This window comes from Oceanobacillus sojae (genome assembly GCF_900162665.1).
GTDB lineage: Bacteria > Bacillota > Bacilli > Bacillales > Amphibacillaceae > Oceanobacillus > Oceanobacillus sojae_A.
The window spans coordinates 437834-460167 of the sequence record NZ_LT727810.1; the positions used below are offsets into that span (position 1 = coordinate 437834).

At 38.5% G+C, this 22334-nt stretch carries 20 protein-coding genes and 1 pseudogene; 16 read left to right on the plus strand and 5 right to left on the minus strand.

The window, feature by feature from the left end; translation table 11 throughout:
* Positions 1–13 precede the first annotated feature (13 nt).
* The 6 genes from BN1068_RS05755 (at position 14) to BN1068_RS05785 (ending at position 6727) form a co-directional block, all read left to right on the plus strand.
* The gene (locus tag BN1068_RS05755; protein ID WP_077601874.1) at positions 14–577 is read left to right on the plus strand and encodes a chromate transporter; all 564 of its coding nucleotides are present in this window, start codon (positions 14–16) and stop codon (positions 575–577) included.
* Positions 574–1101 carry a chromate transporter gene (locus BN1068_RS05760; protein ID WP_077601875.1) on the plus strand — a complete coding sequence of 176 codons (528 nt, stop codon included), beginning with the start codon at positions 574–576 and terminating at the stop codon, positions 1099–1101. The genes BN1068_RS05755 and BN1068_RS05760 overlap by 4 nt, the downstream gene beginning before the upstream one ends.
* A 318-nt stretch (positions 1102–1419) precedes the next feature.
* Positions 1420–2856, plus strand: coding sequence for a PTS mannitol transporter subunit IIBC (locus BN1068_RS05770; protein ID WP_077601877.1), 1437 nt, complete (start codon positions 1420–1422; stop codon positions 2854–2856).
* A 113-nt stretch (positions 2857–2969) separates the two neighbouring features.
* Entirely contained in the window at positions 2970–5069 is a 2100-nt protein-coding gene (locus BN1068_RS05775) for a BglG family transcription antiterminator (protein ID WP_077601878.1), read from the plus strand.
* A gap of 69 nt (positions 5070–5138) precedes the next feature.
* Entirely contained in the window at positions 5139–5579 is a 441-nt protein-coding gene (locus BN1068_RS05780; protein WP_077601879.1) for a PTS mannitol transporter subunit IIA, read from the plus strand.
* Positions 5579–6727, plus strand: a complete 1149-nt coding sequence (locus BN1068_RS05785; RefSeq protein WP_077601880.1) for a mannitol-1-phosphate 5-dehydrogenase — start codon at positions 5579–5581, stop codon at positions 6725–6727. The genes BN1068_RS05780 and BN1068_RS05785 overlap by 1 nt, the downstream gene beginning before the upstream one ends.
* 78 nt (positions 6728–6805) lie before the next feature.
* On the opposite strand, the gene BN1068_RS05790 is transcribed toward BN1068_RS05785, so the two are convergent.
* The 4 genes and pseudogenes from BN1068_RS05790 to BN1068_RS23560 form a co-directional block, all read right to left on the minus strand.
* Positions 6806–6997, minus strand: a complete 192-nt coding sequence (locus tag BN1068_RS05790) for a hypothetical protein (protein WP_077601881.1) — start codon at positions 6995–6997, stop codon at positions 6806–6808.
* Between the two features lie 69 nt (positions 6998–7066).
* Positions 7067–7852: a Cof-type HAD-IIB family hydrolase gene (locus tag BN1068_RS05795; RefSeq protein WP_077601882.1), complete on the minus strand. Its 786-nt coding sequence runs from the start codon at positions 7850–7852 to the stop codon at positions 7067–7069.
* A gap of 131 nt (positions 7853–7983) precedes the next feature.
* A complete protein-coding gene (locus BN1068_RS05800) occupies positions 7984–9681 on the minus strand; it encodes a M3 family oligoendopeptidase (protein ID WP_077601883.1) in 1698 nt (565 codons plus the stop codon).
* 158 nt (positions 9682–9839) lie between these two features.
* Positions 9840–10021, minus strand: a pseudogene (locus BN1068_RS23560) (DUF5694 domain-containing protein).
* A gap of 287 nt (positions 10022–10308) precedes the next feature.
* Between BN1068_RS23560 and BN1068_RS05805 the strand changes: the two are divergent.
* Positions 10309–12177: a GTP-binding protein gene (locus tag BN1068_RS05805; protein ID WP_077601884.1), complete on the plus strand. Its 1869-nt coding sequence runs from the start codon at positions 10309–10311 to the stop codon at positions 12175–12177.
* A 191-nt stretch (positions 12178–12368) separates the two neighbouring features.
* Positions 12369–12653 carry a hypothetical protein gene (locus BN1068_RS05810; RefSeq protein WP_077601885.1) on the plus strand — a complete coding sequence of 95 codons (285 nt, stop codon included), beginning with the start codon at positions 12369–12371 and terminating at the stop codon, positions 12651–12653.
* A 45-nt stretch (positions 12654–12698) separates the two neighbouring features.
* Here the strand turns inward: BN1068_RS05810 and BN1068_RS05815 are convergent, their stop codons facing one another.
* Complete coding sequence (locus BN1068_RS05815) at positions 12699–13559, minus strand: CvfB family protein (RefSeq protein ID WP_077601886.1); 861 nt, start codon at positions 13557–13559, stop codon at positions 12699–12701.
* 706 nt (positions 13560–14265) lie between these two features.
* Between BN1068_RS05815 and BN1068_RS05820 the strand changes: the two genes are divergently transcribed.
* The 8 genes from BN1068_RS05820 to BN1068_RS05855 all read left to right on the plus strand — a co-directional run bounded on the left by BN1068_RS05820 (position 14266) and on the right by BN1068_RS05855 (position 22290).
* A complete protein-coding gene (locus BN1068_RS05820; RefSeq protein WP_077601887.1) occupies positions 14266–15162 on the plus strand; it encodes an AEC family transporter in 897 nt (298 codons plus the stop codon).
* Positions 15163–15500: 338 nt separating this feature from the next.
* Positions 15501–16391: a MurR/RpiR family transcriptional regulator gene (locus BN1068_RS05825; protein WP_077601888.1), complete on the plus strand. Its 891-nt coding sequence runs from the start codon at positions 15501–15503 to the stop codon at positions 16389–16391.
* 32 nt (positions 16392–16423) lie between these two features.
* Entirely contained in the window at positions 16424–16975 is a 552-nt protein-coding gene (locus BN1068_RS05830; RefSeq protein ID WP_077601889.1) for a GNAT family N-acetyltransferase, read from the plus strand.
* Between the two features lie 63 nt (positions 16976–17038).
* Positions 17039–17695, plus strand: coding sequence for an HAD family hydrolase (locus BN1068_RS05835; RefSeq protein WP_077601890.1), 657 nt, complete (start codon positions 17039–17041; stop codon positions 17693–17695).
* A 90-nt stretch (positions 17696–17785) separates the two neighbouring features.
* Positions 17786–18454 (plus strand): N-acetylmannosamine-6-phosphate 2-epimerase, encoded by a 669-nt coding sequence (locus BN1068_RS05840; RefSeq protein ID WP_077601891.1) that lies wholly within the window; start codon positions 17786–17788, stop codon positions 18452–18454.
* Entirely contained in the window at positions 18451–19335 is an 885-nt protein-coding gene (locus BN1068_RS05845; RefSeq protein ID WP_077601892.1) for an ROK family protein, read from the plus strand. The genes BN1068_RS05840 and BN1068_RS05845 overlap by 4 nt, the downstream gene beginning before the upstream one ends.
* A gap of 33 nt (positions 19336–19368) precedes the next feature.
* On the plus strand, positions 19369–20370 hold the full coding sequence (locus BN1068_RS05850; protein ID WP_175637089.1) for a Gfo/Idh/MocA family protein: 1002 nt from the start codon (positions 19369–19371) through the stop codon (positions 20368–20370).
* Between the two features lie 36 nt (positions 20371–20406).
* Positions 20407–22290 carry a PTS mannitol transporter subunit IICBA gene (locus BN1068_RS05855; protein WP_077601894.1) on the plus strand — a complete coding sequence of 628 codons (1884 nt, stop codon included), beginning with the start codon at positions 20407–20409 and terminating at the stop codon, positions 22288–22290.
* Positions 22291–22334: the final 44 nt, after the last annotated feature.

Below are 22334 nucleotides of genomic sequence, written 5' to 3' on the forward strand. Positions count from 1 at the left end.
AAGGGTTATATTTATGAAAAAGCAATGGGAAATTTTTATTGCTTTCTTCCGGGTAGGAATGCTGGGCTTCGGCGGCGGGCCGGCCTCCATTCCATTAATGCGGAAGGAAGCTGTTGAGAAGTATAAATGGATGGATGAGGACGAATTTATAGATATGCTGTCGATCAGTAATACTTTGCCGGGACCAATAGCTACAAAGCTGGCAGGCTATATCGGCTATCGTGTCTCAGGCTGGATTGGAATGCTGAATGCGTTAATTGCTTCCGTTGTTCCAACGGTTTTACTGATTATTATTTTATTAAGGACATTATCAGAGGTTCGTGAATTTGATTGGGTCAAAGGCATGACAGCTGCTGTTGTAGCTGTTGTCGGTATGATGATGGCAGTCCTTACCTGGCAATTTTTATATAAAGCGGGAAAGGGACTGGGCTGGTGGACGGCTTCTATAATGCTTGCTGTTATTTTTATTGTTTTAAATATCCTGCATATTCATCCGGGAATCGTGATTGGAATTCTTTTAATTATCGCATTTGCTCTTCCAGTAAAGAAGAAGGAGGAAGAGGGTGAACGTTCATGATTTTTTGGGATATTTTTGTTGCCTTTTTTCTTCCTGGCGTGCTTGGATATGGAGGCGGACCGGCGTCCATATCCTTAGTAGAGAATGAAGTTGTACGTAATTATGGATGGATGTCTGTGCAGGAGTTTGGAGAGGTACTGGCTTTTGCTAATTCCTTACCGGGACCAATTGCAACAAAAATGGCGGGGTATGTCGGTTATGAACTGGGCGGTGTGCTGGGTTCCTTTATTGGGATTTTTGCTACAGTTGCTCCTTCTTTAATTTTAATGATTGTACTGGGAGGAATTTTACTTAAATATAAAAAGTCCAAACGAGTACATAGATTGACTGTGTTTGTACAGCCTGTTATTGCTGTACTGCTGGGAGTAATTGCCTGGAATTTCTGGACAGAAGCATATGTCAGTATTGGCTTACTGCAGACTGCGATTATTATTCTGATCAGCTTTTACCTGATAGAGATTAAACAGGTGCATCCAGCCTTTGTTATTGGTGGAGCAATGCTGTACGGAGGATTTTTTCTATGAAGTGAATGAAAAAATAGTACAGAGATATCAAGACATTTTGTTGGAGAAGAAGAGGGTATCTTTTTCTAACAGATGTCTTTTTACATTTAAAAATAACATTTATTTCCTTGATTTTATGTTAGTAAGTGATAAAAAAAACAAATTCATGGAAGCATTAGGTCTGTTTATCCCGCATCCGGAAAAGATTCTAAAAAGCTAATAGTATTTTGGCAACAAGCGCGTGACAAAGTTGCATTTTGATTAGGTTGTTTTCCCTATATAACAGAGAATAAAATAAAGGTAAGAACACAATCCAAAAAAATGAAAGGGGTTAACAACATGTCAACACAAAATAACGGTATACGTGCAAAGGTACAAAAGTTTGGCAGCAACCTCAGCGGAATGGTTATGCCAAATATTGGCGCATTTATTGCGTGGGGACTTATTACTGCATTATTTATTCCGGATGGCTGGATTCCAAATGAAAATATGGCGTCCCTAGTTGATCCAATGATCAAATATTTATTACCATTATTGATTGGTTTCACTGGCGGCCGTATAGTCTATGATATCCGTGGAGGAGTTGTCGGTGCTACTGCGACAATGGGGGTTATCGTCGGAGCTGACCAGCCGATGTTCCTTGGAGCAATGATAATGGGACCGCTGGCCGGTTACCTGATGAAGAAAATTGATGATTTATTCCAGGCGAAAATTCGTCAGGGCTTTGAAATGCTATATAATAATTTCTCAGCCGGGATTTTAGCTGCTATTCTTGCTATGATAGCTGTAGCAGGAATTGGACCATTAGTATCTGGTTTGACAAATGCTTTAGCAAAAGGCGTCGAAGCTATTGTGAACGCAGGTTTACTGCCATTAACCAGTATCATTTTAGAGCCTGCCAAGACACTGTTTTTAAATAATGCCATTAACCATGGTATACTGACGCCGCTTGGTACAGAACAGTCATTAGAAACAGGGAAATCTATTCTTTTCCTTCTGGAAGCAAACCCTGGACCGGGGTTGGGAATTTTACTTGCTTTTGCTTTCTTTGGAAAAGGCGTGTCAAAGGCATCTGCACCAGGAGCAGCAATTATTCAATTCTTAGGCGGTATTCATGAAATTTATTTCCCTTACATCTTAATGAAGCCTACATTGATTATTGCAGCCATTTTCGGTGGTATGTCAGGTATATTTACACTTCAGTTATTTGATGCAGGATTGAGAGCTGCTGCTTCACCAGGAAGTATTTTCGCAGTTATAGCAATGACGCCAGGTAATCTGAACAGCTATATAGGGGTAATCTTAAGTGTCCTGATAGCAGCTGCAGTTTCCTTTGCCATTGCGTCCTTTATCCTGAAGACCTCCAAAGGCGGAGAAGAGGACCTTACTGCTTCCACTGAAAAAATGGAAGCTATGAAAGGGAAGAAGAGCAGTGTCAGCAGTTCATTGACAGGGGATAAAGAAGCAGATAATGGAGAAACTCCTGTTAAGGAGACAGCAGAAGTGAACAAAATTATCTTTGCCTGTGATGCCGGCATGGGTTCCAGTGCAATGGGAGCTTCCCTGTTAAAGAATAAATTCAAGAAGAGCGGAATTGACATTGATGTAACGAATAAAGCAATTAATGAAATTCCGGAAGATGCTGATATTATTATTACACAAAAAACGCTGACAGACCGCGCTAAGGCAAAACGTCCGGACGCAGAGCATATCTCTGTAGATAATTTCTTAAACAGTCCGCGTTATGATGAACTGGTGGAGCGGTTAAAAGACTAATACATCTGAAACAGTTATAATATGATAATAGCCTTCTCTTTTTAAGTGTCATTTTGGTTGGACTTTTGACATCCTATAAGAGAGGGCTATTGGCAGAAGGGAGGTGAATGGGGATGTACCTTACCAGTCGTGAACGGAATATCCTCACCTTTTTATTAGCATCTGAAGAAGAAAAAACAGTAAAGCAAGTAGCTGATAAACTGAACGTCAGTACCAGAACCATTCACCGTGAGTTAAAGAGACTGGAAGATGTATTAGCAACGTATCAGCTGATATTTCATAAGAAATCAGGTTCAGGTATAACGATTTATGGGGACGTGCAAAAGAAGAAGCAGTTAAGAGATAAGGTTGCACAAATGGATGGAGTGGAATTATCCAAAGAGGAAAGACAGTCTATTTTATTAAATACGTTAATACAGGTTCATGAACCAATTAAATTATTTACTCTGTCCAGTGAATTAAATGTGACTATTGCAACCATTTCACAGGATTTGGACGATATGGAAGAGCGTATGAAAGCTTTTGACCTGAAGCTTGTCCGTAAAAAAGGATATGGCGTAGAGGTTCAGGGCAGTGAGGTAAAAAAACGGGCGATATTGAGTAATTTAATCTCCCGGCATATTGATTTATTTGAATTTGTAGAGAAAATAAAAACAAAAACAAAAGAAGAAAAAGCAAAGGGAGAAACAATTTCTGACCGTTTATTAGGTCTTGTTGATCCGAAGAAATTAGAAATAATAGAAGAACAGGTCCAGGAAATTGGCAGGGAGCTTCCTTATCATCTGGCTGACAGTGCTTATGTCGGGCTTGTTGTTCATTTAGCACTAGCTATTGAAAGACTGCAAAAAGGCGATACCATACATTTTGATGAAGTGTATAAACAGGAGATTCAGGGTAAACAGGAGTATCAGATTGCTGCCAAGCTGATTGAGAGGCTTAGTGAAGCATTTTCAATAGATATCCCAGAGGATGAGATTGGCTATATTACGATGCATTTAATGGGGGCAAAGCTCAGAGAGAATCAGTCCTATCTGCTGGAAGAGACAAGTATAGACCTGGCACATCGGGCAAAAGAGCTTATCCGCAAGGTTGGAGAACAGCTGCATATTGATTTATCGGGAAATAACAGGTTTTTAAATGATTTAACAACACATTTAAAGCCGGCTGTTTACCGCATCAAGCAGCAAATGAATATTCATAATCCGATGCTGGATGAGATTAAGCGGGATTATCTGGAGCTGTTTGAAGTAATTGAAGAATGTGTTACATCTGTTTTTCCGGATTTAAAGATTCCTGACGAAGAGATTGCTTATATTGTCTTGCATTTTGCAGCTACTCTTCTGCAGACAGAGCAGCATAAGGATGTCCGTGTGCTTGTTATCTGTTCTACAGGAATTGGTACTTCCAAAATGCTGGCCTCCAAATTGGAGCGTAAGTTTCCGGAAATAGAGATAGCGAAGCATCAATCTATTTTTGATTTGAATCAGGCAGAGCTTTTAGAATACGATGTCATTGTCTCAACCGTCCTTTTAGAAAATCTGGGTCAGAGCTATGTGCATATTTCACCGATGCTGACAGATAACGAGGCGGCAAAAGTAAAAACAGCTCTAAGAAAAGCCGCTTTAACAGGACGGCCGAAACCATCTGTTAAAACAAATAAGATTATGGAGGGGGATTTTCTAGTTAACCTCCAGGAAATGCATCGTTATTCTGATGTGATTTTACGCGTCTTAAATCAATTTAAATTATTCCATCTGGAGGATAATAACACACCCTTTTTAGAATTAATCTGTCATCAATTACAGCATTACAGTATCATTGATGATAAAGATGTGCTGCATGAAAAACTTATCAGGCGGGAAGCACAAGGCGGGCTTGGAATTCCTGATTCACAGCTTGCTTTATTCCATACCAGATCAAATACAGTCAATGGCCCCGGCTTCTTTATTTTTCAATTACCAAAAGAAATAGAGCTTTTAGGGATGGACGGGGTAAATATGAAAGTATCACGTATTTTAATGATGCTTGCGCCGGCTTCCACGCATAAAGAAGCATTAGATATATTAAGCTATCTCAGCGGATTAATTGTCCAGGATGATGACTATGTGCAGCTGCTCCAGGAAGCGGAAGAAAAAGAAATCAGCCAATTTTTAACAAACCAGTTTCAACTATTTATTCAGGAAAAATTTTATCATGCGGAAAACCGTTTATAAAACGGTAATTCAGACATGAAACAGTAAAAAAAGATACTACATCCAAGTTTTACAAAGGAGTGCATATCCATGGCAAAAGAAATTTTAAGCACAGAGAATATTGAATTAGGTGTACAAGTCTCGTCTAAGGAGGAAGCAGTTCGTTATGTCGGCGGTATTTTATTAAATAATGGCTATGTGAAAGAAAATTATATTGATAAAATGCTGGAGCGTGAAGAAATTGCAACGACCTTTATGGGGAATTCTCTAGCAATTCCGCACGGTACAGAAGATGCGAAAAAAGAAGTTATAGAAACAGGGCTTTCTGTTGTAACTGTTCCAGACGGTGTTGACTTTGGCGATGGAAATATTGTGAAGCTTTTGATCGGTATTGCTGGAAAAGGAGATGAGCATTTAGAAATTCTTTCGCAAATTGCTATTATTTGTTCAGAGGAAGAGAATGTAGAGAAATTGATACAGGCATCTTCCAAGGAGGAAATCATTACACTCCTTAATGAGGTGAATGAATAATGAAGGCTGTTCATTTTGGAGCCGGAAATATCGGCAGAGGTTTTATTGGACTTTTACTGGACCAGTCAGGATATGAGGTTACCTTTGTAGACGTCAATGATGAGGTAATCACAGCAATTAATCAGGATAAATCCTACCAGGTTCATTTTGCTGATGACACAAGTGAACCCAGCACTGTCCAGCATATCTCGGGCATAAATAGTATGAAAGATCCTAAAGCTGTAACAAAAGCAATTATAGAAGCTGACATTGTAACAACAGCAGTCGGACCGAATATCCTGCCAGTTATCGCCAAAGCGGTTGCAAAAGGTCTTGCAGAAAGAATTGATATTCACCGGAAGCCGCTGGCGATTATTGCTTGTGAAAATATGATTGGCGGGAGTACGTTATTAAAGGAATATGTCTATCAGGAAATTGAGGAAGTGGACAGGGAAGGGTTCGATGATTTATTTAGCTTTCCGGATGCTGCTGTAGATAGAATTGTACCGAATCAATCGAATGAGAATTTACTGGATGTTACGGTGGAGCCTTATTATGAATGGGTTGTGGAAAAAGCATTTATTCAAGGTGATCTGCCTGAAATTAAAGGAATCACCTATGTAGATGAACTTGGACCATATATTGAACGGAAGCTGTTCACTGTAAACACCGGGCATGCAACAACAGCCTATTTAGGAAGCTATCATGGGCATAAAACCATTTTTGAAGCTTTACAGGATAAAACAATTCTTGATATGTTAAACGGAGCATTACAGGAGTCAGGCCAGGCTTTAATAAAGGCATATGGGTTTGATGTGGCAGCACATGAAGCTTATATTCAGAAAATCATCGGCAGATTTCAGAATCCACATATCTCTGATGAGGTAAGCCGGGTTGCCAGAGGGCCTCTCCGCAAGCTGGGCCCGAAAGACCGCTTTGTAAGGCCGGCGAGCATGTATTTGGAGTTTACCTCTGCTGCTCCCGAATATCTGTCTAAAGCAATGGCAGCAGCTTTACTATTTGATAATCCAGCAGATGAAGAGGCTGTACAGCTTCAGAAAATGATTCAGGAAAAAGGGGTAAAGGCAGCTTTTACCGAGGTAAGCGGATTGGAGCAAGATCATCCTATTACGCAGGCTGTGTTATCAGAATATGAAAAAATGAATTGAGTAATGTAAAAAAACAGTTTTAAAAAAATAGGGGTGAGCATCCAGCTCACTCCTATTTGTATATTAATTATAAAAAGCTCAAGGTAAGTGTTTTTTTAATTTTTTGTCCCAACCTGTAAACACCATAATAGCTGTGATTGGCAAACCTGATAGTAAAACGAAGGGAAGCGATGTGTTGTCATTAGGCCCGGAAACTAGATAAATAAGCAACATTATCATCACTAAACCAATGTAACTTTTAAGAAAGGAAAACAACAAATCTTTTTTCATTATTTATGCCCCCTTGTTTATTTTACTATATTATACTTTGTTCAATCTTTCCTGTAATCAATTATTTTATTATTTCACCAGACCCAGCTTTTTCAAGCCGTTAAAAATACCTGAATCTGTAACAGACGTTGTTTGAAAATCTGCATATTCAACTAGTCTTGGATCTGCATTTCCCATTGCAATCCCAGTGCCGGCAAATTTAAGCATTTCTTTGTCATTCATCCCGTCTCCAAAAGCAATTACTTCAGAAGGTGAGATATCCAGGTGGTTCAGCATTTGTGCAATAGCTACTCCTTTATTGACTGAAGCGCGCAGTACATCATAAGATTCACTGGCATGTTCTACATTTACTTTGGTCAAATGAAAATCGTCTGTAACTTCAAAGTCTTTTACCTGATCTTTTGTCACGTTAATTGCGGAGGCAGAGATAATTTTATCAGCAACCTCTGTAGTAAATAGTTTATTTTGATACAGCTGGAATACTCTATTAAAACTCTCAACATGTGGGCTTGTTAATGAAGTAAAGTAATTATTCTCTGTTGTGTAGAGGACAAGCTCACTTTCACTCTGTCCGGCAACGGATACCATTTTTTCAACATCTTGCTTATTCATTGGTGCGTTAAAAATAACATCTCCCTGGTAAAGGGCGTAGGCGCCGTTATAGGTAATAGAGGATGTGATTCCAAAATCAGCAGTTAAATTTTGAATATCCACGAATGGTCTGCCTGTACATAAAAAAACTTCCAGCCCTGTTTCTTTTACTTGCTGAATCGCTTCCAGGGTGGATGGTGCGTAGGTATGGTCCGGCTGCAAAATGGTTCCATCAATATCTAAAAAAAGTGCTCGATAGGTCATTATAATCTCCTTTTCTCCTTAAAACTATGATTATTTTATCATAATGTTAAAGGAATGCCTAGTAGACAGCCATCCGTACTAATAAAAATGAGATGCCGATTTTTATCAGCATCTCATCATATATTTATTATTTACAGCTTTTGATCATCAATATTCTCAAGCCAATCTTCAATAAAGGAAACAGCAGCTTCCACAGTTCCTTCTTCAAACGGAGATTGCAGATCAGCAGATTGAACAAGCTCTAAAAACGGCTTGGAACCGCCTAATTTACATAGGTCGATATAGTCCTGCCAAGCTTTTCCGCGATTTTCCTGTGATTTCTTTAAGAATTGAAATGCACAAACTTGTGCGAGAGTATAGTCAATATAATAGAACGGATCCTCATAGATATGCCCCTGCTTTTGCCAAAAAGCTCCTGATTCTAAGCTTTCAATGCCATCATAATTCCGATGCGGCAGATATTTCTTTTCTAAATTACGCCATGCCTGATTACGCTCTTCTGGTGTCCAGTCAGGATTTTCGTAAACCAGATGCTGGAACTCATCTACAGCAACACCGTATGGAAGAAATTGAATGGCATCAGAGATATGTGCATATTTATATTTTTCTACTTCCTCTTTAAAGAAAGTTTCCATCCATGGATATGCAAAGAATTCCATGCTCATGGAGTGAATTTCTGCAGACTCACTTGTCGGGAAGTAATACTCCGGTACAGAAAAATGCCGGCTGGAGTAAACCTGAAAAGCATGTCCCGCCTCATGTGTCAATACATCAATGTCTCCAGAAGTTCCATTGAAATTGGAGAAAATAAATGGAGACTGATAATCTTCAATATACGTACAGTAACCGCCGCTTTCTTTTCCTTTCTTTGCTTCTAAATCAAGCAGCTCACGATCCAGCATATACTGGAAGAACTCGCTTGTTTCCTCCGATAATTCATCATACATTTGCTTGCCATTTTCAATAATCCATTCCGGGGTGCCCTTTGGAGTAGCATTGCCAGAGGAGAAAGCAAAGGACTCATCATAGAATTTCAGAGAATCTACACCAATTCGTTTTGCCTGTTTTTCATAAAGCTTTGTTGCAATTGGTACAATCACTTCTTCTACCTGCCTGCGGAAGCGCTCGACCATTTCAGCATTATAATCAATACGCTGCATACGGAGGTAGCCAACCTCGACAAAGTTTTTATAGCCCAGCTTCTCAGCTATTTGCTGGCGTGTTTTTACTAAATCATCATAGATGGAATCCAGCTTTTCTTTATTCTCAGCGAAGAAGCTTTGACGAGCCTCCAATGCCTCTTTCCGGGTTTTACGGTCTGGGTCCTCTGAAAAAGGTCCAAGCTGTGCAAGTGTGTAAGATTCCCCTCTAAAGTTAATGTCTGCAGATGCAATCAATTTTGAGTAAGCAGATGTCAGCTTATTTTCTGTCTGCAGCAAAGGAATGATTTCTTTTGAGAAAGCTTTTATTTGGCATTCCGCCAGATCGAATAATTGTGAACCATACTTGTTACGGAGCTGTGCTTCAAAAGAAGACTTCAGAAGCTCTTTATAAAAAGCTGTATCTAATTCCTGGATTTCCGGTAAATGTTCATCAAAAAAATCTCTTTCGTTGTGATAAAATTCATCGCGTGTATCAATGGAAGCACGAATAAATACAAGATTATACATGGTGGAAAGATGATTTCTAATAGCATTAAGCTCATCAATAGCTTCAATTGCTGCATCGAGGGAAGCGGCATTTTGGAATTGCTCCAGCTTTTGATAAAACTCCTCTTTCACTTTCGGAATATTCGGTCGTTCATAAGTATAATTTGCGAACGTTTGCATTTGTACTCCTCCTTCTATTTATATTGAAGAAATAAAACATATCTTTTTAATTATACCTCTATTTGGAAAAAATGTATGCTTTTTTTAGAGGGAAAAGTGATAGCCTAGAATATATATAATATAATCACCAAGAAAATAAGGTAGCAGAGTTACTGATTTTATAAATATTGTAGAGCAGATTCTATCTCAAACAGGCCGCTTTCTTCTAAAAAGTTATGAAGTATTTCAACGTGCCCGCTTCCTACGATAAATAAAATACGGTCATCTGCAGAGGTTCCAAACTTTCCAGATTTGAAAATAAAATCAGATTTCTTTGGTACCACCATATCAGCCATTCCATTCCGATATATTCCGTTAATTGCTTGATCCTGGCAATATGAAGATGAGACTGATTAAGAATTGACAGATGCAGAAAAATTCGGTAAAGTTGCTTTATCAATGAGAAACGAGTGATCAGTATGCGGCGAGGTATTTCTTTATAAGTAAACTAAAAAAACATGGATTTTAATGTTTATTTGGTGTGCTTTTATAGAAATACTCTTGAACTCTGTAAAGAAGGACTGATCAAAGACTTCTATGGTATGACAAGAGTGTTTTTTTTGGCAAAACCATAGAAGTCTTTTTTTTATGAAAAAAATTATTAATGTTGGAATTGTTGCCCATGTTGACGCCGGGAAGACATCTTTAACAGAATCGATATATAGTCTGGCACACCCGGATTATCAAAAAGGAAGTATTAAAAAGGAAAATATGCTGACCGACGCATTGGATATAGAAAAAGAGCGCGGGATTACCATTAAGACCAATTCCATTTCCGTAGATTGGCAAGGTACAAAAATTAATATCTTAGATATGCCGGGGCATATTGAATTTTTTGGAGAAGTCATTCGTTCTTTATCCGTTGTTGATATGGCTATTCTTTTGGTATCGGGTAATGATATCTTACAGCCTCAAACAAGGCGGATATTTGATGTGTTATCTGAAGCCGGTATTCCAACAGTTATTTTTGTGAATAAAGTAGATTTATTAACAGCGAATTCAAAGAAATTAATAAAAGAGATGTCTGAAAAGCTTTCTGATCAGCTAGTAGAAGTGGACAAAATGAAAGAAACGGAAACGAAAGAAAGAATAATTGAGAAAAGTGAATCTTTGTTGGTACAATATCTTGCTGATCATAAAATAAAAGCGGATAAGATAGCAGAAGCATTAAGACATCAATTTCTTGAGCGCAGCATCTATCCTGTTTTTAAAGGATCTGCGATTCATGATTTAGGTGTAAGAGAGTTGCTCGACTTTATTAGTGAGACATCTGCTGTGATGGATGAAGCAAGTAATGTACAGTCTGCTATTGTTTATAAAGTGGAATTTATAAAGGGTCGGAAACAGACTTACCTGAATTTACTTTCCGGAGAGTTGTCCCGGGGAGAATATGTAAAAATAAATGCAGAGACAAAATTAAAAATTAGTAACTTATTGTGTTTAAAGGATAATCAATTTGTAGAGGCCACAAAGGTAAGTAGTGGGGACATTTTCATGCTGCCTGACGTAGAGGACCTTGAAATTGGAGATTTTATAAATACATTGAAAGAAAAAACGATTCCAATTCAGCTGCCGACTTTAAAAACAACTTTTCATATTGGAGAGCACGAGCGTTTTATGTTATTAAATCTGTTGAATAATCTCTGTTTAGAAGATCCGTTATTAAATTTGCAAATTGATGCAGCGACAAATGAAATCAGCATGATGACCTATGGCAAGATTCAGCAGGAATTCATTGAAGATACCTTAAGACAAATACATCCTTTTGAAACATTGTCTTTATCCTTACCACAAGTATTATATAAGGAAAAAGTGAAAAAAATGGGGCGGGCACGAATTGAAATAGAGGAGTCCATTAATTCATATTGGGCAGAAATCATGCTGAAGGTGGAGGGAAATGAAAGCTTAGGTGTACGATATAAAAGTTTAGTAACTACAGGTTATCTAAAACAAGCTTTTCAGCGGGCTATTGAACAAGGAATTGACCAGGGAATAAAGAAGGGATTATACGGCCGGGCTTTAATAGATATAGATATTACATTGGAAGATGCTTTATTCTACAGTCCCGTAAGTACACCATCTGATTTTCGGAAATTAGCTCCTTATGTTCTTTATAAAGCTTTGCTGGAGGCAGGAACCACCATAATGGAACCCAATATTTCTTTTGAATTGTTTATTCCAACAGCTTTTTTAGGGAAGGCTGTCAGTGAAATTGGACGGGAAGATGCCGACATCCAAGATATTAAAGAACTAAAAGATGAATCTGTTATTAAAGGAGAAATGAACCAGTCCAGCTTTTTAAAATTAGAAAGCCGTATGGATGAATTATTTAGTGGAAAAGGATATTTAAAATATCAGGTAAGCGGATATCGGCCAACGATGGAAAAATCCGTATACCAGCAGGATGAAGTAGATCAAATAAAAGCACTGCTGTTAAAAGAGCATAAAAAATTGTAAGCAGCAGATGTATAGTATTAATGTAATGTATAGAAAAGAAGCACTTTGTAAACATGGGTGCTTCTTTTCTATAGATAAGGAAAATAAAAAATTCACTGCTTTCATTACGTACGGCTTTAGTGTATATTGACTTTCCTAAAGTTCAATTGTAAACTGAAAGTAGTGTAATTAAATAATGGCGGGGTGAAGAAATGGTAGAAACAGTCATCACATTCGGAGCTATTTTAACAGCGATTACAGCACTTATCAGTATTTTTCTAGTTAAAATGACTTCTAAACAATCCCATGCTGGCTACTATCCAAATGTATTCTTGGCATTGGTGGGGATTTTATTGATTCTTGTAGCATCAATTGCACCAAAAGTTGATTTTGCAGGAGCTGGATTTGGTGGAATCGGGATTGCTTGTATGTTTGCAGGTGCAATCGGATTCATTATTTCAGCAGTTATGGACGCTTACAAAAACGTAGAAGCATAAAAAAAGCAATGTCTGTGGAAATGCAGACATTGCTTTTTTTATAGACTAATCTATTTTAACAATCTGCTCATTTTCCTGTTTAATCTGGCCTTTCTTTAATAAAGTCCCCAAAGCACGTTTAAAGGCGGATTTACTGATTTGAAAGGTTGCCCGGATTTCTTCGGGATCGCTTTTATCATGAAAAGGGATAACGCCGTTGTTTGCTTCCAAATGCTTTAAAATGGCATCTGCATCATTGGATAGACTATCCTGCTTTAATGGACGCAGTGTCACATTAATAGAGCCGTCTTCTTTTACAGCAATCACTCTTCCTTCAACCACCTGCCCGACACGGGGTTCTTCTTTTCTCTCTGTACGGTGGATAAAACCACGGTAGCCTTCACTCGTGATTAAAGCTGCACCTTCTTTATTTGTATAATAAATCGTACCGATCACGGTTTGCTGATTCAGCTGTTCCGGTGCTGCGAAGACATTCGTGGCAATAATATTCTCTGAAGCAGGAACTCCTAATAAACGGCCTTTTTTATCCAGCTGCAGGGTAATATACAGACGATCGCCGGAGCGTGGCCAGCTCTCCTGGAATAAAGGCAGGGAATCTTTGGAGACAAGGATATCCTTTGAAGTGCCAATGTTGACGAAAACACCTAAACGGGGGACAACACCTACAACTTCCGCCCAGTCATAAAGTCCAAGCGTAATGGATGGTAAATATGTAGTGGCATTTACTTGTCCTTTTTTATTTAAATAGAGGAACACATCAACAGACTGTTCCAGCTCTAAAGCAGTTTCTGTTTCATTATGATGAAGCAGTACTTCTTCTCCATAGGCAGATAAAACATATCCAGTATCTATCTTTCGTAATACAGTCATTGCGATGATTGAACCAATTGGTAAATCTGTCGGCATATAAATACTCCTTTCAAAACATTTGTAATTTGGAAAAGGGATACTCTCTTAAAAGAGTACCCCTTTATGATTAAAGTAACACGTGATATCAAAATTAAATTTAAAATGAGTTTAAAAGTTCCGGCTAATGCCCTCTTTTAAGGGGAGATTCAAAAAGTCCAACAAAAATGACACGGCGAATTTCTTCGTTGACGAGCTTTTTCCGATACTCACGTATTATAAAGCATACGCTCCGTTCGTAAAAAGCTCGTCGCCTTGAACTTCTTGGTCCTTTTCATCGTAATTTTTGAATAAGAACTTTAAACATAATATTTAATTGAGAATAAATAAATTCTCTTCTAATTTGAGTTATTAGCTTATTTTAAATTGATCAGCCAGATATGCTGACCATCTGATCCGTATAACGCTTACGGAATTGTCCGCGGTAAAATTCTAAAATAATCTTTTCTAACTTAAGCAATGCAGCCCCAAACCTTCTGCTGCATCCTTGCGGCCCCTTAGCCGCGCCAGTGTGAATAAGCAATTTCAAAAAGCATTGCAGAATGCCAAATCACAGCTGTTACTTGTTAACTTTACTAGTATGTACGTTTTTGGCCCGTTTGTCAACTTTTCGTATTAGAAACGGATTTTTAGCCATCAATTTGAAAAATCTATTGACCGGATATGATACACTTAAATTAACTGAAAAAAGCGTGGAGAGGTACATATGTTATTATTTATTGAAGTTATTTTACCAATTATGGCTGTATTTGCGGCCGGGTTTACGCTGCAGCGTATTCGCGTGTTAGATGTACGGTCGGTGTCTGCTGTTTGCCTGTATATTCTTTCACCTGCACTTGTTTTTGTAACATTGTATGATGCGGAATTCGATTCAGGATTTTTAGTGATTGTAATTTTTATGTTTCTGTTATTTTATGTGATGGTATTTATAAATAAAATGCTGGGGAAAATTTTGGGCTGGGATGGAAATAAAGAGAGTGCTGCCATCCTTTCAACAGGCTTTATGAACTCTGGAAACTATGGTCTGCCTGTTGTATTGTACAGTGTCGGAAATGCTGCGCTGCCATATGCGATTTTTATCATGGTGATTCAGGCATTGCAGAATAATTTCTTTGGTATTTATTATGCTTCCAGGAGTACCAGTGGAATGCGGAGAGCACTGGAAAATATAATAAAAATGCCGACAACCTATGCAGCAATTTTAGCATTTTTCTTTTCACTGCAGTCTATTACGATACCAGACTATATTCATTCTACATTAGAAATGGTCGGAAATGCAGCTATCCCTGTGATGATGGTTATGCTCGGTATGCAGTTAGGCTCGTTAACAGCCTTAAAAATTGATTGGCAGATTGTTCTTTCCTCCGTTACCTTAAAGATGATTGCGGCACCAATTTTTACAGCTATATTTGTATGGCTCGTTCCGGTGGATCCATTGATTGGGACGGTTCTAATTGTTATTTCTGCTATGCCGCCAGCAGCTACAACGACGATGTATGCGATTGAATTTGATACCGAGCCGCAGCTGGTGTCCACGATTACGTTTATTTCCACGGTGGTCAGTGTGGTTACAATTACGATTTTATTGAATATTGTTACGTAGCAGCAGAAGAGAGAAAGAATGGTTTAGCTGTATATAAATAGCGCCTGGCTGGTTATAATTGAATCAGTCAGACGCTATTTTTTTATCCATTGGAGCCCTTTAATTAAACAGAAATGAAGTAGTGAAAATCAGAGAAAGGAGGAAATCTCCATTTTAATTTTAAAAAATAGTGGAAATATTCATTTTTGTTGTTATAATAATTTTATAACCCATTAATCAACTTAAATTCATTTTTCTCTTTGTATGAATTTCGATATACTATATATGCAAGGGAACAGCAGGAAAGAAATACTTCATCAGTATTATACTGTTTGGGGATATCGAAGAAGGGAGAGAAGATGAAATTGAACAAACAGAAAGAGTTTCATGATGAGGTTCAATTTATAGCTAAAATATCGAGTTATCAGAATACATTTACAAAATCAGAAAAAAAAGTATCCGATTTTGTACAGGCAAATATGGAATCGACGATTTATATGACAGTAACAGAATTAGCAGAACGTATTGGCGTAGGAGAAACAACAGTTCTTCGTTTCTGCAGAAAAATGGGTTTTAAAGGATATCAGTCTTTTAAAATGGCTGTTACAAAAGAAGTGGCAAAATCTACGCATGATGTATTTGATGAAACAAACAAAGAAGAATTTAATGAAGCGGATGAAGTGCATTTTATTATTCAAAAAGCACTGGCTAATAACATTCAGGCTTTAAAAGAAACCGTAAGTATTATAGATACAAGTGAATTAGAAAAAGCTATCGATTGCATTATTTCAAGTAAGCGAATCGTCTTTTATGGAGTTGGTGTATCAGGGAATACAGCAGCAGATGCCAGAGATAAATTTATTCGAATTGGACGCTCTACAGAAGCTTTTGTAGATTCGCATATTCAGGCTATGTCTGCAACAACTTTGACAAAGGAAGATATGGCAGTAGGCATTTCTGTAAGCGGTAGCACCAAGGATACTGTTGATGCTTTAAAAATTGCCAAAGAAAATGGAGCGAAGATTTTATCCATTACTCATTTTACACGGTCGCCAATTACAAAAATATCAGATATTGTTCTGCTGACAGGCGGAAGAGAAACAGCGCTTCAGGGCGGATCCATGTCTGCAAAGATTGCGCAATTATTTGTAATTGATATGCTTTGTAATGGTGTCGCCAGCCAATTAAAAGATACAGCACTTCAATTTAAAGAGGCGACTGCAAAGGCAGTAGCTGACAAAGCTTATTAATAAATACTGGATGGAGAAAGGAGCTGTAAAAATTGAAATATATTCCGTTGGCAATGGTAAGAAATAATTTATCAGATATTCCTCAATTCTCTCTGCCTGATGGATACCGTATCCGATTCTATGAAAAAGGGGATGAACATCATTGGGCACGAATTGAAACAAGTGTGGAAGAGTTTAAAAACGAAGCAGCAGCATTAGAGCATTTCAAAAAAGAATTTGGTCCGTATACAGACGAAATGACGAAGCGCTGCCTGTTTATTGAAACGGAAGAAGGAGAAGAAATAGCAACGACTACTGCCTGGTATGGTGATTTAAAAGGGGATGAAGAAACAACAGGCAGAATTCATTGGGTAGGCGTTACTCCGGCATATCAAGGTAAAAAACTTGCCAAGCCTTTATTGACAGCGGCAATGAATACCTTAGCTGAATATCATTCCAGCGCATATCTCACCACGCAGACAACAAGCTTTCAAGCGATTAATATGTATTTAAATTACGGATTTGAACCGTATCTTACGGAACCGGCCTGTGAAGAAGGCTGGGGATTAATGGAACAGGCGCTAAAACGAAAAATTTTAAAATGAAGTGAAAGAGATGTTCAAAAAAGTCATCTATGGTTTTGAACACGTATTTAAAGGAGGAAGACAATGATTAAAGCAGCTATTTTTGATTTTGACGGACTGATTCTGGATACTGAAACTGCTTGGTTTGATGCTTATAAAGAGGTTCTCCGGAGTCAATTTCAATTTGATTTACCACTGGGGGAATTTGTGAAATGTGTTGGATCAGATGATACCGTCCTTTTTTCGTACCTGCAGAATGAATTGGACAGCCGGCTGAATGTTAATTCTATTCGTAACGAGGCCAGGAAACTGCACAGCCAATTCGTGCGCGATGCAAAAGCTAGAGAAGGCGTGACGGATTATCTGAAAGATGCAAAAGATGAAGGCTTAACGGTTGCTCTGGCAACGAGTTCAACAACTGAATGGGCAACCACACATTTAACGAATTTAAATTTGCTTTCTTATTTTGATTTTCTGGTCACCCAGGATATGGTAGAAAGAGTGAAGCCGGCACCGGATATCTTTTTAAAAACACTTGAAAAATTAGATTTAGAGGCTCGGGAAGCAGTAGTTTTTGAGGATTCTTTAAATGGTTTAATTGCTGCACAGGAGGTAAATCTACCGACAGTTATTATTCCGAATCCAGTTACTGCTGCATTACCTTTTGAGAATTATCATTTAAAATTAAATTCGATGACAGATATGCCTTTACAGGATATTTTAAAAACACTGAACAGATAAACAGAAACTCTATTAAAGGAGAGATTTGCTTCTTCGTAATGAATTTTAAATGCTTATCGTGCACAAATGAATAGAAGGTCAGGTGGAAAAATGTTAAAAGAATTAGAAGGTGGATTAGTTGTTTCCTGTCAAGCTTTAGAGGGTGAGCCGATGCATGGCTCATCTCATATGGCTTCGATGGCTCTGGCAGCAAAAGAAGGTAGAGCTGCGGGTATTCGGGCGAATGGACCGGATGATATTAAGGCAATTAAAAAGAAAGTTGATTTACCGGTTATTGGTATTTTGAAAAAGGAATATCCAGGCTTTCAGGCTTTTATTACAGCGACAAAAGCAGATGCAGAGCTGATTGCAGAGGCCGGAGCCGATATCATAGCTGTGGATGCAACAAATGGCACAAGGCCGGAAGAGTTATCGGAATTAATCGAGTATATAAAAAAGGATTTAAATAAACTGGTAATGGCGGATGTAGCAACACTCCAAGAGGGCGTACAGGCAGAAGCCCTGGGATGCGATATGGTAGGGACAACGTTATCCGGATATACAGAGGATACAAAAGAAAGACCCAGACCGGATTTTGATTTAATGCAAAATTTAGTAAATACGTTGAAGGTGCCTGTAATAGCAGAAGGGAATGTTGATACCCCGGAAAAAGCAAAAAAGGCTCTTGATATCGGTGTAGCATTTGTTGTCGTTGGGGGAGCGATTACAAGGCCTCAATTAATTACCAGAAAATTTACAGAAAGACTGAAAAGAAAATGAGAAATGCAATCGGAGTAGACATTGGTGGCACAAAAATAGCAATTGGACTGGTTCAAGAGGATGGAGTGGTTTTGAAAAAGGAGGAATTTTCCACCTTAAAAAATGAAAAAGGAGAGAAAATTCTTCAAATGATTGTAGAGAAATTACCTTCCTTCTATGATGAAAATACCACAGGTATCGGTGTGGGATCAGCTGGACAGATTGGGCTATCCGGCACAGTGCTTTCGGCGACGGATACATTCAAGGATTGGCAGGGTCTGCCGATTCAAACGTGGCTGGAAAAAGCGACAGGGCAGCACGTTGCAGTTGTTAATGACGTGCAGGCAATGGGATTGGGGGAGCAATTCCTTGGGACAGGGAAGAATGTAAATAATTTTCTTTGTGTAGCAATCGGAACAGGAATTGGAGGAGCAATTATAGCAGATGGAAAACTTCAGCGCGGCCATTCTGGAGCAGCAGGAGAAGTCGGCCACATGGTGTTATACCCAAACGGGAGGAAATGTCCATGCGGAAATCAAGGCTGTTTCGAGGCATATGCTTCCGGCACAGCGTTAGAGGAAATATATGCTGAAACTTTTAAGGAGGTGAAGAAAGGACAGGACATTTTTAAGGAAGCTTTAGATCATAACGAGAATGCAGCTTTTATCATCAATCAGTATGTAGAAAATGTAGCAATTGGATTGACAACGCTGACAAATATGTTTAATCCAGAAAAAATTATTCTGGGAGGCGGGGTATCCGGCTCATTGTCACCGTTTCTCACAGTAATTCGTGAGCAGGTTCAAAGCAATGTAAATAAAATCAATAAGGATGTAAAAATTGAATTATCATCACTCGGCGGGAACGCCATGATTATAGGTGCAGCAAGCCTGGTATTGTAATTAAGTCTATCAAATATAAAGGAGATGGGTATGTTGAATAAATTAAATGTAGCTGTAATTGGTATGGGAGTAATGGGGCAATCACATGCAAGAATTTATGCGGAGCTGCCTCATGTAAATCTAGTGGCAGTCTATGACATTAATCAGGAGCACGCAGAAAATATGGCTAAACAATTTCAGACCACTGCTGTTCATGATTTAGAAGAATTGTTGAAGGATGAGAATGTACATGCAGTCAGTATCTGTACATCAGATGATCAGCATTTTGAGGTTGCCTGCAAGGCTTGTGATTATCATAAGCATATTCTGATTGAAAAACCATTGGCTGATAATGTAGAAGATGCACAAGGAATTATTGATAAAGTGAAAGAAACCGGCGTAAAAATGATGGTTGGCCACACATTACGCTGGGACCCAAGATATTATCATGCAAAACAGGCAGTGGCAGCAGGGAAAATCGGTGAACCGGTTCATCTTCATTCCCGGCGTAACAATTCCTATCAGAATGGAAGAAGGTTAAAAGGAAGAACATCTGTCGTGATGTTTTTAGGTGTTCATGATTTAGATGCTATTGAGTGGATTACAGGAGACAAGATTGTGGAAGTTTCTGCAGTTGAAGTAAGAAAGCGCTTAAAAGAATTTGATACTGCTGATGCTATTATCACCACACTAAAATTTGAATCTGGAACAATCGGAAGCTATGAAACAAGCTGGGTGTTACCGGATAACCATGTAGAACTGGATGCCAAGCTTGATATTACCGGAACAGACGGTGTGGTTAATATTGATATTCTCGATCAGTCGATTCGCGTATTTGAAAAAGACCATAAGATCACATTCCCGGACACGATGTATGGAGTGGATTTATACGGGACACAGACTGGAATCATGAAAGAAGAACTGAGCACTTTTGTGAATAATGTTTTAAATGATAAAGACTTTCCTATTTCTGTGGAAGAAGCGCTGAGAGCAGTCAAAGTTGTCAGAAGTATCGAACAATCACTTGAAACTGGTCAGCCGGTAAAAGTGAATTGATAAAAAGCTGGTCATAACAAAAGGGGGCTGTAACGAATGAGTGGGCAAAAGAAGAGTATTCGTTCAAGGATTCAAACGTATGGCAGTAATTTAAGCAGTATGATTATCCCTAACCTGGGAGCTTTTATCGCATGGGGGATTTTAACAGCAATCGCTGTACCGACACAGTTGGAGCTTTTCACTAATTTCATCAGTCCGATGCTGAATTATCTGCTTCCATTACTGATTGGTTTTACCGGCGGACGTCTGCTTCATGATTTTCGCGGAGGGGTTGTAGGAGCTGTTGCAACAATGGGGGTCATTGTTGCAGCAGATATACCGATGTTTATCGGCGCAATGATTATGGGTCCGCTGGGCGGATTAGCTATCAAAAAATTTGACCAAGTCTTTGAAGGTAAAATTAAATCTGGTTTCGAACTGCTGGTTAATAATTTTTCGGCAGGAATTATCGGTGCAATATTGGCATTATTTGGATCAATCGCTATTGGACCATTGGTGAGTGCGTTTACTAAAGTGCTGGGAGCAGGCGTGGACTTTTTGGTAAATCATGGACTTCTTCCGCTTGTCAGTATCTTTATTGAACCAGGGAAAGTAATGTTTCTCAACAATGCGATTAACCAGGGAATTTTAAATCCGATTGCAAGCAGTCAAATAGAAGAAACCGGGAAATCTATTCTTTACTTACTCGAAGCAAACCCTGGTCCCGGTTTAGGTATATTACTGGCATTTATGCTTTTTGGCAAAGGAGCAACAAAGGCCTCTGCTTATGGAGCTGGAATTATTCATTTTATCGGGGGGATTCATGAAATTTATTTCCCGTATGTATTAATGAAACCGCTTTTAATTATTGCAGCTATTTTAGGCGGAATGACAGGTATATTTACGTTAACAATATTTGATGCCGGTTTAGTAAGTGTAGCTTCGCCAGGTAGTATTATCTCTATATTGTTAATGACAGCTTCAGATAGTTACATCGGCGTCATTTTAAGCGTTCTGTTTGCGACAGCCGTATCGTTTGCCGTTGCATCGGTTATTCTGAAGTTTGATAAAAAAGGTGACAATGAAGACCTTGCAGAAGCAAGTAAAAAAATGGAAGCGATAAAAGGGAAGAAAAGCAGTGTTGTTTCCGGGCTGAGCAATTCTGGTCAAACTGGAAAAAATGATGCAGCAATGGATTTTGGAAATGTAAAGCATATTATATTTGCTTGTGATGCAGGCCTTGGCTCAAGCGCTATGGGAGCTTCGCTGGTGAAAAAGAAACTAAAAGCTGCAGGATATGGGGAGATTACTGTAAAAAATATTGCCATCAGTAATTTGCCGACCGAAGCAGATATTATTTTCACACATAAAGAGCTGACAGACCGGGCAAAAGCCAAGCAGCCTGATGCTTATCATGTTTCTATTGATAACTTCCTAAACAGTCCATCCTATGATGAAGTTGTAGAAAAAATTAAGAATGCCGGAAGCTCTGAAAACGGGGATAAAATAAATGAAATATTGACAGAAGACAATATCAAGCTGTCCGGGGAAGCGAAGGATAAAGAGCAGGCAATCGCTGAAGCAGGCAGAATCCTTGTGGAGCAGGGGTACGTTTCCGATGATTATGTTGAGAAAATGTTCGAAAGAGAGAAAAGTGTATCAACGTATATGGGAAATCTCTTAGCTATTCCTCATGGTACAGATAATGCGAAAGAAGAAGTCTATCAATCTGGCTTGGCCATTGTAATTTATGATGACCCAATAGATTGGGATGGAAATGAAGTAAGATTAGTGATTGGTATTGCCGGAAAAGGGAATGCGCACCTTGAGTTACTTTCTTCTATAGCTACCAGCTGCTCTGAATTAGAAAATGTGGAGCATTTAATTAAGATAAAAAATAAAAAAGATGTTATTGCGTTCTTTTCAGAGGGAGAAGAGTAGTCTTTAAGAATAATAAATAAATCACCGTATCCAGTTTATTGGAT